Here is a 13803-nt window from a genome sequence, read left to right as displayed (position 1 = left end):
TTCCGCAAAAAAACAGTTTATTTAACGCACGACGGCCGCCAACGTCGCCGCCAGCTCGCGCCGCAGCCAGCCGAGCACCGTCTGGCGCCGCTCGTCGCCCTCGAAAGGCGTCGGCGAGAGCAGGAAATACACCGAACCGTCCTCGACGAAACCGCCCGGCGGCGCCACCAGGCGCGCGCTGGCCAGTTCCTCCTCGACCATGTAGACCGAGCCGATGGCCACGCCCAGGCCGGCGCCGGCCGCCTGCAGGCTCAGATAAAAATGCTCGTAGCGCGCCGCCGTGGCCGCCGCGACCGGGCGCCCGCTCGCCGCGCCCCAGCGCTGCCAGGCGTCCGGTCGCGACTGCGTGTGCAGCAGGCCCTGTCGCTCCAGATGCAACTGTCCGCCCTGCAACAACGCCGGCGCGCACACCGGCGCGGTCCACTCCCGCGCCACCGGCTCGGCGTGGCAGCCGGCGCCCCAGGCGAAGTCGTTGCGCCGCAGCGCCAGGTCGACATGGCCGCGCTGGAATTGCACCGGGCCGCCGGCGGCGAACAGGTGCAGCTCGATCTGCGGGAAGGTGGCGCGGAAAGCGCCCAGGCGCGGAATCAGCCAGCGCATCGCCAGCGTCGGCTCGCACGACAACACCAGCGGCCGCTGCGGCGCGGCTTGCTGGATGGCGCGCACGCCCTCGGCCAGGCGCGCCATCACGTCGTCGCAGGTGAGCTTGAAGGCGGCGCCCTCGCGCGTGAGAAAAACTGCCCGATTGCGGCGCTCGAACAAGGCTACGCCGAGCGTCTCCTCGAGTAGCTTGATCTGGCGGCTGACGGCGCCGTGCGTCAGGTGCAACTCGTCGGCGGCGCGCACAAAACTCAGGTGGCGGGCCGCGACCGCGAACATGCGCACCGCGTTCAAGGATGGGGCATGCAATGCCATCTGTGATTTTTCCTCAAGTATTTGCTTGAGTATACATCGATTTTCACCCCACCCGAATTCGGCAAAAATGGGTTTTCCCGGCACGCCGGGCTCACCACAAGGAAACGCCATGACCGAATTGCTCGCAGTAGCCGTGATCACCATCCTGGCCGTGATCAGCCCCGGCGCCGACTTTGCCATGGTCACGCGCAACAGTTACCTGCACGGCCGCCGCGCCGGGCTGCTGGCCGCCGCCGGCATCGCGCTCGGCGTGCAAGTGCACGTGTTCTACACCATGCTCGGGGTGGGACTGCTGATCGCCCACACGCCCAGCCTGTTCCTGGCCATCAAGCTGGTCGGCGCGGCCTACCTGGTCTACATCGGCTACCGCACCTTCGTCGCCAAGGCGGTACTGCAACCCGACCTGTCGGCCCAGCCCGCCGGCAGCGCGTTGGCGGCCTTGCGCAGCGGTTTCATGACCAACGCCCTCAACCCGAAAACCACCTTGTTCGTGCTCAGCACCTACACCCAGGTGGTCGGCGCCGACACCGCCACGGCCGCGCAATTTGGCTACGGCCTGTTCATGTCGCTGGCGCACTGGCTTTGGTTCAGCCTGGTTGCGCTGTTTTTTTCGGACCAGCGCCTGCGCGGCGCGATGCTGCGCGGGCAAAACGTACTCAACAAGGGGATCGGCGCGGTCCTGGTCGGCCTCGGCCTGACGCTGGCGCTGGCGCCGATGGCGCGTTGACGAATGGACCCGCGGATAACCGCCGTACAGGCTGCTGATCCTGGCGGTGCCGTTCGCCCCGCAGCGCAGCGCGACGGGGCGCCGGCTTACGCCAGCGCTTCCTTGGCCGCCTCTTCCGGCGTCAAGCCGTCATAGAACTGGTCGGTGAACCATTCAACCTGCTCTTCAATATGCTCCTGGGCCTGGGCCTGCGTTGCGCCGCCCGCCACCAGGAAGCCTTCGACTTCGATACACCAATGTATCAACGCCAGTGTTTCCGGATCCAACTCTTCGTTCTTCTTTGCCATCTTGTTGCCCTATGCGTGGTGTGTCAATGATTCAGTGCTGCGCCGCTAGTTTAACAGCATAGGCCGGACGGGAAACCACGCCGGGGCCGAGCAAGGCGGAAAACAAGGGCGCCCGCGCTTATTTCTCGGGGTACAACACCACCTGGACGTAATTGTCCATGTTGAAGTAGCGCTTGGCGACCGCCTGCAACTCGGCCGGCTGGAGCGCCTTGACCCGTTCCTCGTAGCTGAGAATGGCGGCCGGGTCGCTGCCCTGCAGCAGCGCCGTCTGCAAGCGGCCCAGCCAGTAGCTGTTCTCGCGCATCGATTTCTGGTGGTTCTTGATCCAATTCTCCTGCACCTTGGCCAAGTCGCTCGCCAGCGGGCCGTCCTGCTTCATCCTTTCGATCTCGGCGAACGTCGCGGCAATCACCTTGTCGACATTTTCCGGCGCCGTCGGCAAGCCGGCGCTCAGCGAATAGCTGCCGTAGGGCAGCTTGTTCAGCCCGCCCTGAAAGCCGCCGCCATAAATCAGGCCCATCTTCTCGCGCAGCACCTCGGTCAGCTTGATGTTCAACACCTCCACCAGCGCCTGCACCTGCATCTGCCCGGCGTCGGTGTACTCGGCGTCGCCGCTGAAGGTGATTGAAATGGTGCTCTTCGCCTCGCTGCCCTTGCGCACCTCCTTCTTGACCACGCCGCTGACCGGGCGCACGCCCAGGTCCTTGTAGACCGCCGTCACCTCGCCGGCCGGCAGACTGGCGAGATAAGTGGCGATCAAGGGCTTGATCTGCTCCACGTCGAAGCTGCCGACCAGGAAAAAGGTGGTGCCGCGGGCGCTGGCAAACCGCTCGCGGTAAATCTCCAGCACGCGCGCCAGCGTGATCTTGTCGAAATCCTCGGGCCGCGCCGCCCGCGCCAGGCGCGGATGGTGGTGATACATCGTCGTCTGCACCGTGTCGACGAACACCGACTCCGGCCGCAACATCGTGTTCTTCGCCAGGTCCTGCTGCTTGCCGATGAAGGACTGGTAGAGCGCGTCGTCCTGGCGCGCGTCGGTGTAGCGCAGGTAGACCAGTTGCAGCATGGTTTCCAGGTCGGCGGTGCTGGAACTGCCGGCGACGCCCTCGTTCAGGTTGCCCAAAAAGGCGCCGACGCTGACGGTCTTGCCGGCCAGGATTTTCTGCAAATCCGTCGGCGTGTAAGTCTTCAAGCCCATCTGGCCGACGATGGCGCTGGCGTAGCGGGCGTTGAACACGTCGGCGTCGCTGAACAGCGACTGGCCGCCGAAGCGGGTCGCGCCCATTAACACCTGGTCGTTCTTGAAGTCGGTCGGCTTCAGCACCACCCGCACGCCGTTGCTCAGCGTCAACTCGGTCAGGCCCAGCGCCGCGTCGCGCCGTTCGGCGACGATGCCGCCGGCCGGCGGCGGCGCGTCCATCACGGTGCTGCCCAGCACGCGCTCCTGCTGCGGCTTGACCTCCAGCTTTTCCGCCGCGGCGACCGCCTTCAGCAGGGCCGCGGCGGTCGGCACGACCACGCCGCGGTCCGAACCCATAAACACCACCAGCTTTTTCTGGTCCCGCGGCAAGGCCTCGCGCACCGCCCGGTTGACCTCGTCGAGCGTGATCAGCGGCAGCAACTCTTGCACATAGCGGTACTCGTTCTCGATGCCGGGAATCGCTTCCTGTTCGAGGAAATTGCGTATGTACTCGGCCGTGTAGCCGGCCGAGTCGGACTTGTCGCGTTCCTTGTAGCTGCGCTCGTAGTTGCGCAACATATTCTTGCGGCTACGTTCGAACTCGACGGCGCTAAAGCCGAAGCGGCGCACCCGCTCGCCCGCCTGTATCAGCGCGTTGGCGGCCGGCGCCACGCCGCCCTTGCCCAGCAGCGCGTAGGCGCTGAACGACTGGTAACCGCGCACCAGCTTGCCCATGCCGCTGCCGCCCTGGATGAACGGCGGCTCGGCCTGCTGGGTCAGTTCCTGCATGCGCGCCGCGAGCATCTCGCCGTACAGGCTTTCAATCATCTTTTCGCGGTAGCCGCCGAAGGTCCCGTCGGTGCGTATCGGCCGCACCGGATAGCGGATCAACAAGGTATTGTTGGGGGCCTCCTTGTCGGTCACCACCAGTGCCTCGTCGCGGGCGCGCGTGGCCACCTTGGCGTACACCCGCGGGCGCGCGTTGGCCGGGTTTTTCAGCTTGTCGAAGTGCTTGTGGATCATCTGTTCCGCCTCGGCCGGCTCGATGTCGCCGACCACCACCACGGCCATCAGGTCGGGCCGGTACCAGTCGCGGTAGAAACGCCGCAGCGCGTCGTACTTGAAGTGCTTCAGAATGGCTTCCTTGCCGATCGGCAAACGCTTGCCGTAGCGCGAGTCGTTGAACAGTTTCGGCAACAACACCTTGTTCATGCGGTCGTCGGCGCCCTTGCCCAGGCGCAGTTCCTCAAGCACGATGCCGCGCTCGCTGTCGATGGCCGCGTCGTCCAAGGCCAGGCCGTGGGCCCAGTCTTCCAGCACCAGGAAGCCCTTGTCGATATTGTCCTGCTTGTCGGTGGGAATCGGCAGGATGTAGACGGTCTCGTCGAAACTGGTGTAGGCGTTCAGGTCGGCGCCGAACTTGACGCCGATCGATTGCAGATACGAGATCAGCGCGCTTTTCTTGAAATTGGTCGAGCCGTTAAACGCCATGTGCTCGGTGAAATGGGCCAGCCCCTGCTGGTCGTCGTCCTCCAGCATCGAGCCGGCCTTGACGACCAGGCGCAGCTCGACCTTGTTGGCCGGTTTGCCGTTCTTTTGAATGTAGTAGGTCAGGCCGTTGGCCAGCTTGCCGACCTGCACCTGCGGTCCGACCGGCAGCGGGTCGCCCAGTGTAATGGCGGCGTGCGCCAGGAAGGACAAGGCCAGCATGGCCGCGCCGGAAATAATTCGCAAAGGGTACAGGTTCATTTTTGCCGAGGTAAGGAAAGAATTTTCGTAAGGTACACCGATTCGCCGCGCTTGGGCTTGATTCGCGCGCGCCGGCGAAAAAAATACAGCCCGGCGCCGCGGCCCGCGCACCGCGCCGCGGCGCCGGGGAACTTCTGCTACACTTGGCGCGCCGGCAATTTTGCCGGTAACAATACGTCTTCGGGGCGGGGTGCGATTCCCCACCGGCGGTAAAACCGGCAACGGTGAAGCCCGCGAGCGCTTGCGCAAGCAAGGTCAGCAGATCTGGTGTGACTCCAGAGCCGACGGTATAGTCCGGATGAAAGAAGATGTGCGGTATCCGCAGTCCCGTGTCGAGCGATCGACGCGGGTGGCTGTGCCTATCCGCTTGCCCTGGAGCGTTTTTCGCCATTTGTGCGAGGAGCGTTTCCCATGTTAGTCAATCACTTTTCCCTGACCTCCCCCCACCTTGACCTTGAGGGTCGCATCCACGCGGCGCTGGAGGCCATGCGCGCCGGCGTCCCGGTGATCCTGCTCGACGATTTCGACCGCGAGAACGAGGCCGACCTGATCGTCGCCACCGACAAGCTCAGCGTCGAAACGATGGCGCTGCTGATCCGCGAATGCAGCGGCATCGTCTGCCTGTGCCTGCAGGCCGACACCGTGCGCGCGCTCGAACTGGCGCCGATGGCGCCGGAAAACGGCAGCCGCTACGGCACCCCGTTCACGGTGTCGATCGAGGCGCGCGAGGGCGTCACCACCGGTGTCTCGGCGGCCGACCGCGTCACCACCGTGCGCGCCGCCGTCGCCCGCGCGGCCAAGCCGCACGACCTGGTCAGCCCGGGCCACGTGTTCCCGCTGCGCGCCACGCCCGGCGGCGTGCTGGCGCGCGCCGGCCACACCGAAGGCTCGATCGACCTGGCCATCATGGCCGGCCTGAACCCGGCCGCGGTGCTGTGCGAGCTGATGAACCCGGACGGCAGCATGATGCGCGGCGACGCCATCGAACGCTTCGCCGAACTGCACGGCATGCCGATCCTGACCATCGCCGAAATGATCGAGTGGCGCAGCCGCGAAGCGAGCTAACCCCACCGCCAGCGAGCCGGCAACGCTGAAAATCAACCCGAGGCAAAAAACCGGGGTCAGACCTTCAGGGTCTGCCCCGGCGTCACGCCCTTGGTTTTGATGAATTCAACGGCGAAGCCGCTGAACGCGGGTATGCTTGCCCCCCGCCGCCCGAATTTGTCGCGAATCCGCCGCGCCGCCGCGGCGCCGATGCTAAGATAACAGCATGACTTCACAAGCATCACTTTCCTCCGGCTTCAGGCGACTGCACCGCTCCGCCATGGCGTGGCTGAGCAGTTGGTGGCGCCTGCTGCATTTCGCCGTCCTGTTTTTTTCACTGGCGCTGTCGCCATCCACCTACGGCCGCGCCCACCGGCCCGCGCTGGCGCGCCAACTGGTGCTGGCCACCGCGCCCAACCTGATGTGGTTCACCGTGCTGTCGGCGCTCATCAGCCTGGTGCTGATCCGCATCGTCGTCGTCACAGCGCTCAGCTACGGGCTGTCGCGCTTCGCGCTTGAAATGGTGGTGCGCGTGTTGGTGCTTGAACTGATCCCGCTGACGGCGGCGCTGTTCGTGGCGCTGCGCATCACCCTGCCCGACGGCATCGAGTTCGCCCAACTGCGCGCCCGCGGCACCCTCGACGCCATGCAGCGCGAGGGCGCCGACCTGCTGCACCGCGAATTCTTCCCGCGCGTGGCGGCCGGCGTGTTCGCCGTCTGGATGCTCGCCGCGGTCAGCTGCGTACTCTCGCTGGTGCTGGCCTACCTGACCATCTACGGCTTCACGCCGTGGGCGCTGCAAGGCTACACGCGCACGGTCGGCCAGGTCTTCAACCCGGCCGTGACGCTGATCCTGATGCTCAAGATCGTCTTCTTCAGCTTTGCCGTCGGCCTGATCCCGCTGGCCTCGTCGTTCAACGACGACAGCGCGGCCGGGCGCCGCATCATGCGCCTGCGCAGCGTGCACGGCCTGTCCGAAATGCTGCGCCTGTTCTCGGTCATCCTGCTAATTGAAATCGCCTCCCTGATGGGCAACTACTATTAATAACAACAAGCCACCCATGACCGAACCGACTCCCAACGCCGGCGCCGACGCCGAACTGGCGCCCGACGCGCCGCTGCCAAGCACGCCGCCGGTGCGCAACGCCGAATTCAAGGCGGCCCTGCTGCTGGTGCTGATGTTCGCCCTGGTGGCAGGCTCGGTGTTGTACCTGATGTACGCGCGCGGCGCCTTCGAGGCGACCCAGCAACTGGTGCTGAAAGCCGACGACTCCGACGGCGTCGTGGTCGGCATGGACGTCACCTTTTCCGGCTTCCCGGTGGGGCGCGTGCGCCGCATCGAACTGGGCGCCGACGGCAAGGCCCGGGTCATCGTCGACGTGCCGCGCTCGCAGGCGCACTGGCTGCGCAGCAGCAGCATCTTCACGCTCGAACGCGGCCTGGTCGGCGGCGCCAAGCTGCGCGCCTTCAGCGGCATCCCGGCCGACCCCGAGCTGCCCGACGGCGCCGCGCGCGACCTGCTGGTGGGCGACGCCGGCGCCGAAATCCCGCGCCTGCTGGCCGCCGCCAAGGATCTGCTGCAAAACCTGACGACGCTGACCGCGGCCGACTCCTCGCTCGACGTGGCGCTGCGCAACGTGCAGGGAGTGACCACCAAACTCAACGGCCCGGCCGGCGCGATGGGCCTGATCGGCGGCGACGACAAGAACACGCAGCAACTGGTGGCGCGCGCCAACGCGCTGCTGCTCACGGTCGACAAGGTGGCGCAGAAAGCCGACAGCCTGATCGGCAACGCCGACAGCCGCGTGTTCGGCAAGGGCGGCGTGATGACCGACGCCCAGGCCACCGTGGTGCAACTGAACGCGCTGCTGGCCGACACCCGCAGCAGCCTGAAGAAACTAGACGCCGTGCTGGTCGAGGCGCAGGCCGTCGGCGCCAACGCCAAGGCCGCCACCGCCGACCTGGCGCCGCTGCGCGCCGACGTCGAAAGCAACCTGCGCAAGGTCGAACAACTGGTAAACGAACTGAACCGAAAATGGCCGTTCAAACGCGACACGGAGATCAAACTGCCATGACATTGAACGCCCTGCCCCGCCGCCTGCTGGCGGCCAGCCTGCTGGCGAGCCTGGCCGCCTGCGCCGGCGGCCCGCCGGTGCCGGATTGGCAAATGAACGCGCAAAGCGCCATCGCCCGCTTCGAATCGGCCTACCTGGACGGCAACGCGCGGGTCGAGGCCGCCGAGTTCGCCCGGGCGCGCCAGCAAGTCGCCGCCACCGGCAAGGTCGACCTGCTGGCGCGCGTCGAACTGCTGCGCTGCGCCACCCGCGTGGCCAGCCTGGTGTTCGAGGAATGCGCCGGCTTCGCGCCGCTGCGCCAGGACGCGGCCGCGTCGGAACGGGCCTACGCCGCCTATCTGGCGGGGACGGCCAAACCGGACCAGATAGCCTTGCTGCCGGCCGCCCACCGCGACGCCGCCGGCGCCGCCACCGACGCCGCCGCCGCCGCGGCGGTGGCCGGCATGGGCGAGCCGCTGTCGCAACTGGTGGCGGCGGGCGTACTGCTGCGCGCCGGGCGCGCCAGCCCGGCGCTGCTGGCCACCGCGGTCGAGACGGCGTCGGCGCAAGGCTGGCGCCGCCCGCTGCTGGCCTGGCTCGGCGTGCAGGCGCTGCGCGCCGACAAGGCCGGCGACGCGCAAGAGGCGCAGCGCCTGCGCCGGCGCATGGACCTGGTGCAGGGCGCCGCAACGACGCCCTGACGCCGCCCGGCCGCTACATCAGCCGCGCCGACAAGTCCTGCAAGCCGACGCCACCGCAGAGGGTCTGGCTGGCCGCGCCAAACGCGGCATCGGCCATCATCGCCTGGACCGGCGTTAGCGAGATGTTCGACAGGCCGCCGTATTTGGCATACTGATAGGCCAGGTCGGCGCCAATGGCCGCCGTGTCGCTGCCGCCGAGGTGAAAACTCAGCAGCGACGACGACAGCGCCCAACTGCTCAACGACGGGTTGGCCGCGCGCGCCTGGTCGAATGCCGCCGCCAGGCCGTCGAAACTGAAATGCTCGACTTTCCGGTTGTTCAACTGGCTGGGCGACGCCGCGTTGTAATCCGCCGTGCCCTCGATCAGCAATTGCAAGCTGGCGACGCTGTGCTTGTCCACGCCGAGGTACCAATCCTTGAGGGTCAACTGGTACTCTGTGGGTTCTCTGCCTTAAATGCAAAATAATAGACCATGGCCTGAAATATCTGCGGCAGCGGCAGCCCATGCCCGCCGTCCAGTTCAGTGGATCGGCAACGCCGTCGTTAGTGCCGGCATAAGAAATAACAATGTCGTTTGTTCCATTATTCCTATATGCACCTGCCGAGAAGCCCGTCCATATGTCAAGTTCCCAGTCGAGTTGACTCCAACCGGTGGGGATATCGATCCTATTTTCATCGGAAGCAGCATAAATAATAGTCGCAAGCTGCATGTATTCAAACGCGCTTGGCATGACATACCTCCGGATAATTTATGGTTCTTAGTTTATAAATCACGTAACTAACCGCAAACCATGCGAACTGGCCCGACTTGCCGGAGCGCGATTCGGTAGCCCAAGTTCGCATTTTCACGCTGTTTTTCCTTCAAACTGACGAACTCCGGCATATCAATACCATCTCGAATAAGTAGATTTGTTATGCGCCGTTCGAATTTATCGGGAAGTCTTTCTTCAATCCACGTGCGATTTCTGTAAACATATTTCGTATAGATCTCGCACCCCGCCGAGACGTGGACGCTGGCCACGATCATTGCCTGTCCCGCCTCTAGGTCGAAAATCAACGGTATTTCCGGCCAGGTGCTCGGCGATAATTTCGTGGTTTTCCATTCGATCACCGACGTAGCCCCGTCCGCAGACGCAAATCGAATTCGATGCTCCTTTGGCTTTGTCCCGCTACGGTTATGGGCCCACTCGTCACCGCCACGCGCACGTATCGTTTCCCGCTCAACAACGATGACTCTGCCATCACTCAATTGCACCTCCTCTTTCCATTTTTCGCTACCGCCCACGCACGCGCTCATACTAACCACCATGAAAAAAATCAAACCGACGGCAATGATCGTCTTTAAGCAAGAATTTTCGTCACACATGAGATACTCCTATCGAAGATCAACGCCGGGACGGCCTGCGGCAATTGCGGCTGGTCAGTGGCGCCGCCGGGTTCGACAGGCAACCACGCGACCAATAAAATGAAAATGATAATAGTATTTTTGAAATAGTGCGAATTGGTTTTAGTCACTGGTTCCTAAAGAATCTCACAAAAAAGTTCGATGTCGCGGTACTTGAACGGCAGAGCGCCGCAACGTCCGCGCGTGGCCAGTCTGGTGTTCGGGGACGGATTGGTTAGCGCTGAGGATCGGTACGCATGGGCGCTTGCGCGATTCGTCACTCAAGGCATGAGTGTGCTGAGCGAGTAATGGTGATTGACAAAGAGATGTGGTGGAATCGGCGAGCGACAGGCACCGTATACCTGGTTGGAATGGCGGGCAGGCACAATTCAAGACGCTAGTTGTCGCACACCGTCAGGACCGGCCCCACCTGCCTGAGCGCGGGCCGTTTCCCCATACGGGCGCCGCCAGCTTGCTTTTCCCGCAAACCGACGAGTTGCGGCAGGTCCGCGCCGTCCCGGACCAGCAGGTTCGTCGAGCGCCGCGTGAAAGTGTCGGGCAGCCGTTCTTCCACCCAGATGCCGTTCCAGTAGACGTATTTCGAGTACATTTCGCACCCCGCCGTAAGCTCGACGCTGGACATTACCACCGGTGCGCCGTCCTCGACATCAAAAATCAACGGTACTTCGGGCAAGCCATCCGGGGATTTTTTGGTGGTGTTCCAAACGATCATTTTCTTCGATCCGTTCGCCGGCTCAAGCCGAATTCGTTGCCTCTTTGGCTTGCCGACGCGATCGTTATGCGCCCATTCGCTGCCTTGCTCGAATACGGTCTCGCGCTCGATGACGATAATACGGCCGTCGCTTAGCTGCACCTCCTCTTTCCATATTTCGCTGCCGCCCCGGCATCCGCCGAGCGTAGCCAATAGCAGTGTCAAGCCAACGCAGCCAAGCGTTTGTGCCAAGCGGTGCGGCATGGAAGTTCTCCTTTGATGCTGTCGGCAGACGTGCGGAAACCCGCCTTCGAATTAAAGGATAGCAATTTGCTGGGAATGGAATTTACGATTACTCAAGGGAAAGTCACGCGGCGTGGCGAGCGCATGAAAACCAAGGGCAAGGGCCGGGGTTGGGCCTTCCCGCCTTGGCGCCGAGGGTCCGCGACCCCATGTTTGGGCCGCGGGCTTTTGTCGCGCCTTATTCGGCTTTGGCGGCCGCTTCGCGCAGCTTGTCTTTTTTACTCTTGCGCGCGCCCTTGACGCCGCCGTTGACGGTGTCGGTCGCGGCGTGCTCGACGATGACGGCGGCCGGCTCGACCGGCTCGAAGCCGGCGATGATTTCGCGCGCCAGCAGCACGTTCTGGCGCTTTTCGATCAGCCGGAAATGCGCCTCGGTGTCGGCGCTGACGAAGCTGACCGCGACGCCGCTGTGGCCGGCGCGGCCGGTGCGGCCGATGCGGTGGGTGTAGTCGACCGCCGAGCGCGGCAGGTCGTAGTTGACCACCGCCGGCAATTGCGCGATGTCGATGCCGCGCGCGGCAACATCGGTTGCCACCAGCACCTGGATGCGGCTGGCCTTGAAGTCGGACAGCACCTGGCTGCGCGCGCCCTGGCTGAACTCGCCGTGGAAGGGGTCGGCCTTGATGCCGTTGCGCTGCAGCTTCTCGGCCACGTGCTCGGCGGCGTATTTGGTGGCGACGAACACCAGCACGCGCTCCCATTTCTGTTCCAGGATCAAGTGCTTGAGCAGCATGGTGCGGCGCGACGCGTCGACGGCGATGGCGCGCTGCAAGATGTCGGGCGCGTCCTGCGGCGCCGATTCGACTTCGATGCGCACCGGCGCGCGCAGCAGCGTGTCGGCCAACGCCTGCACCTCGTCCGGGAAGGTGGCCGAAAAGAACAGGGTTTGGCGCTGCGCCGGCATCATGCCCAGCAGGCGGCCGATTTCGTCGCTGAAACCCAGGTCGAGCAAGCGGTCGGCCTCGTCCAGCACCAGCATGGACACGCCCGACAGTGTCAGCGCGTTGTGGTCGATCAGGTCGAGCAGGCGGCCCGGCGTGGCGACGACGATGTCGGCGCCGCCGCGCAGGTCCATCATCTGCGGATTGATCGACACGCCGCCAAACACGATGGCGGTCTTCAGCGGCACCGGCAGGTGCTTGGCCAGCTTGCGGATCGCCTCGCCCACCTGGGCCGCCAGTTCGCGCGTCGGCACCAGCACCAGCGCGCGCACTCGGCGCGGGCCGCTGGCCGGCGCCAGCATCGCCTGCAGCAGCGGCAGCGCGAACGCGGCCGTCTTGCCGGAGCCGGTCTGGGCCGCGCCCAGCAGGTCGCCGCCGCGCAAGATCACGGGAATCGCGCCGGCCTGGATCGCGGTCGGCGCGTTGTAGCCGACTTTGCCGGCGGCGCGCACGAGTGAGGGAATCAGACCCAGTGAGGAAAATGGCATATCGGGCCTTAGCATTCGAAAGTGTGGGATTGGCTGGCTGCGCAGCAAAACGCTGGCGCCATGCCGGTTGAGAGGTGCAAGGACGATAGTATAAATCAAAACCACGGGCGTAACCCCGGGGTCGGACCCCGCGGGCCGACCCCGGCTGGGCGCCAGGGGCTTTTTTTAGCGTTGCCGGCCGGCTAAGTTCGCCGCCTCAGGGCGCCTGCACCGTCTGCAGCGCGGCCTTGCCGGACTCGCTGAGGAAAGGCGCCAGCTTGGCGTATGGTACGACGATGTCCATGTCGCACGCCTGCGCGACGTGCGGGAAGGTGGTGGAGAACACCATGCCCTTGTCGCCCAGCGATAGTTGGTAGTAGCGCGCCGCGGTCAGCAAGGGGCCGCACTCCGGGTCGCTGGTGTCGGCGCCGTCACCGGAGAGGATCAGCTTTTGCAGCGCCGGCGTCGCCTGGCTATCGCCCTTGCCGTCATGCTTGAACCACATCCACAGGTCGACCTCCGTGCCGCCGGCAATGTCGACGGTGCGCTGCTGGAGTTGGTGAAACGGATACGCGCCGCCGCAAAAGCCTTCCCTATGCTGGCCAATGGACAGCCAGTTCTTGCTCCAGTATGTGATGGTCATCGAGGAATTGTAGTCCTGGCCCGGCGCCGCGCAGTCGAAGTACTGCTGCATAGCGGCGCGCGCGAACCGGTCGATCAATTTGTTGACGCCGGCCATGCCTGGCAGCGCCGGCGGGAAAGCCAGCGACTGGATCGAGCCGCCCAGCGTCGACAGCTTCGCGTACGCGCGCCGCCCGAACACGGCCGCTTGCCGCGTCACCTTCTGGGCGTCCAGCCGCGGGCCGTTGAAGGCGTCGGACAGCGCGTTGCCGGCGTCGTCGCAATTGCCCTTGCCGTCAGCGTCCGCATAGCTGCGCGTTAATACTATCGGCGCCTTGCGCTGGCCCTTCGGACCGCTCCACTCCCCTTCCAGCCGGTCCGGCGCGACGGCGCGCACACGCCAGCGGCCGGTGGCGCCGTCGCCGCGGCCCTCGGTCCAGGCAAGGTTCTTGCCGTCGACGGCGCTCAGCGGGATGGTGTTGGAATGCTTCAGGTAGTAATACTTGGCGTCGTCCGATCGGTCGAAGCAAGCCAGCACTTGCTGCTTGCCGACGCTACCGCTCCAGACCCCGGCGCGCGCCGCGATCTGAGCGGCGTCACCGGTGGCCGCCGCCGGTAGCGACGCGGCGACGAAAAAAGCGCACAATAGGCCCTGTAGCAAATTAGTCATGTTGAATATATGAAATGTGAATCGGAATATCGCCAGTATGCCTTTGCG

13 protein-coding genes and 1 riboswitch are annotated in these 13803 nt (G+C 64.8%); of the genes, 5 read left to right on the top strand and 8 right to left on the bottom strand.

The genetic code is table 11. The features are described 5' to 3' along the window. Positions 1-21 precede the first annotated feature (21 nt). On the bottom strand, positions 22-915 hold the full coding sequence (locus tag JANGC3_RS0102215) for a LysR substrate-binding domain-containing protein (protein WP_035787519.1): 894 nt from the start codon (positions 913-915) through the stop codon (positions 22-24). A gap of 109 nt (positions 916-1024) precedes the next feature. Between JANGC3_RS0102215 and JANGC3_RS0102210 the strand changes: the two genes are divergently transcribed. Next, a complete protein-coding gene (locus tag JANGC3_RS0102210) occupies positions 1025-1642 on the top strand; it encodes a LysE family translocator (protein WP_017874850.1) in 618 nt (205 codons plus the stop codon). A gap of 86 nt (positions 1643-1728) precedes the next feature. Here the strand turns inward: JANGC3_RS0102210 and JANGC3_RS0102205 are convergent, their stop codons facing one another. Further along, positions 1729-1929, bottom strand: coding sequence for a hypothetical protein (locus tag JANGC3_RS0102205; RefSeq protein WP_017874849.1), 201 nt, complete (start codon positions 1927-1929; stop codon positions 1729-1731). Positions 1930-2047: 118 nt separating this feature from the next. Next, complete coding sequence (locus JANGC3_RS0102200) at positions 2048-4858, bottom strand: M16 family metallopeptidase (protein ID WP_026132438.1); 2811 nt, start codon at positions 4856-4858, stop codon at positions 2048-2050. 172 nt (positions 4859-5030) lie between these two features. Then, positions 5031-5172: riboswitch (FMN riboswitch) on the top strand. Between the two features lie 97 nt (positions 5173-5269). On the opposite strand from JANGC3_RS0102200, the gene ribB reads away from it, so the two are divergent. From ribB to JANGC3_RS0102180, 4 genes are all read left to right on the top strand, one after another. Continuing rightward, complete coding sequence (gene ribB / locus JANGC3_RS0102195; RefSeq protein ID WP_026132437.1) at positions 5270-5923, top strand: 3,4-dihydroxy-2-butanone-4-phosphate synthase; 654 nt, start codon at positions 5270-5272, stop codon at positions 5921-5923. Positions 5924-6128: 205 nt separating this feature from the next. Then, on the top strand, positions 6129-6947 hold the full coding sequence (locus JANGC3_RS0102190) for an MlaE family ABC transporter permease (RefSeq protein ID WP_026132436.1): 819 nt from the start codon (positions 6129-6131) through the stop codon (positions 6945-6947). Between the two features lie 16 nt (positions 6948-6963). Continuing rightward, on the top strand, positions 6964-7977 hold the full coding sequence (locus JANGC3_RS0102185; protein ID WP_017874844.1) for an MlaD family protein: 1014 nt from the start codon (positions 6964-6966) through the stop codon (positions 7975-7977). Next, a complete protein-coding gene (locus tag JANGC3_RS0102180; protein WP_017874843.1) occupies positions 7974-8657 on the top strand; it encodes a hypothetical protein in 684 nt (227 codons plus the stop codon). The genes JANGC3_RS0102185 and JANGC3_RS0102180 overlap by 4 nt, the downstream gene beginning before the upstream one ends. A 13-nt stretch (positions 8658-8670) precedes the next feature. On the opposite strand, the gene JANGC3_RS0102175 is transcribed toward JANGC3_RS0102180, so the two are convergent. The 5 genes from JANGC3_RS0102175 to JANGC3_RS0102155 all read right to left on the bottom strand — a co-directional run bounded on the left by JANGC3_RS0102175 (position 8671) and on the right by JANGC3_RS0102155 (position 13755). Continuing rightward, positions 8671-9084: a hypothetical protein gene (locus JANGC3_RS0102175; protein WP_017874842.1), complete on the bottom strand. Its 414-nt coding sequence runs from the start codon at positions 9082-9084 to the stop codon at positions 8671-8673. A gap of 351 nt (positions 9085-9435) precedes the next feature. Next, positions 9436-10023, bottom strand: a complete 588-nt coding sequence (locus JANGC3_RS28145; RefSeq protein ID WP_035787518.1) for a hypothetical protein — start codon at positions 10021-10023, stop codon at positions 9436-9438. Between the two features lie 415 nt (positions 10024-10438). Further along, on the bottom strand, positions 10439-11017 hold the full coding sequence (locus tag JANGC3_RS0102165) for a hypothetical protein (RefSeq protein ID WP_017874840.1): 579 nt from the start codon (positions 11015-11017) through the stop codon (positions 10439-10441). A 217-nt stretch (positions 11018-11234) separates the two neighbouring features. After that, complete coding sequence (locus tag JANGC3_RS0102160) at positions 11235-12485, bottom strand: DEAD/DEAH box helicase (protein ID WP_026132435.1); 1251 nt, start codon at positions 12483-12485, stop codon at positions 11235-11237. Positions 12486-12681: 196 nt separating this feature from the next. Then, positions 12682-13755, bottom strand: a complete 1074-nt coding sequence (locus JANGC3_RS0102155; RefSeq protein WP_157406415.1) for a hypothetical protein — start codon at positions 13753-13755, stop codon at positions 12682-12684. Positions 13756-13803: the final 48 nt, after the last annotated feature.

This window comes from Janthinobacterium sp. CG3 (assembly GCF_000344615.1).
Lineage (GTDB): Bacteria > Pseudomonadota > Gammaproteobacteria > Burkholderiales > Burkholderiaceae_D > Janthinobacterium.
This window is presented reverse-complemented; position numbering and strand designations above follow the sequence as displayed.

Bases quoted from the DNA above. Each gene is read 5' to 3' on its own strand.
- JANGC3_RS0102155 (WP_157406415.1), bottom strand. From the start codon at position 13,755: ATGACTAATTTGCTACAGGGCCTATTGTGCGCTTTTTTCGTCGCCGCG.
- JANGC3_RS0102205 (WP_017874849.1), bottom strand. From the start codon at position 1,929: ATGGCAAAGAAGAACGAAGAGTTGGATCCGGAAACACTGGCGTTGATA.
- JANGC3_RS0102210 (WP_017874850.1), top strand. From the start codon at position 1,025: ATGACCGAATTGCTCGCAGTAGCCGTGATCACCATCCTGGCCGTGATC.
- JANGC3_RS0102165 (WP_017874840.1), bottom strand. From the start codon at position 11,017: ATGCCGCACCGCTTGGCACAAACGCTTGGCTGCGTTGGCTTGACACTG.
- ribB (WP_026132437.1), top strand. From the start codon at position 5,270: ATGTTAGTCAATCACTTTTCCCTGACCTCCCCCCACCTTGACCTTGAG.
- JANGC3_RS0102180 (WP_017874843.1), top strand. From the start codon at position 7,974: ATGACATTGAACGCCCTGCCCCGCCGCCTGCTGGCGGCCAGCCTGCTG.
- JANGC3_RS0102200 (WP_026132438.1), bottom strand. From the start codon at position 4,858: ATGAACCTGTACCCTTTGCGAATTATTTCCGGCGCGGCCATGCTGGCC.
- JANGC3_RS0102160 (WP_026132435.1), bottom strand. From the start codon at position 12,485: ATGCCATTTTCCTCACTGGGTCTGATTCCCTCACTCGTGCGCGCCGCC.
- JANGC3_RS0102215 (WP_035787519.1), bottom strand. From the start codon at position 915: ATGGCATTGCATGCCCCATCCTTGAACGCGGTGCGCATGTTCGCGGTC.
- JANGC3_RS28145 (WP_035787518.1), bottom strand. From the start codon at position 10,023: ATGTGTGACGAAAATTCTTGCTTAAAGACGATCATTGCCGTCGGTTTG.
- JANGC3_RS0102190 (WP_026132436.1), top strand. From the start codon at position 6,129: ATGACTTCACAAGCATCACTTTCCTCCGGCTTCAGGCGACTGCACCGC.
- JANGC3_RS0102185 (WP_017874844.1), top strand. From the start codon at position 6,964: ATGACCGAACCGACTCCCAACGCCGGCGCCGACGCCGAACTGGCGCCC.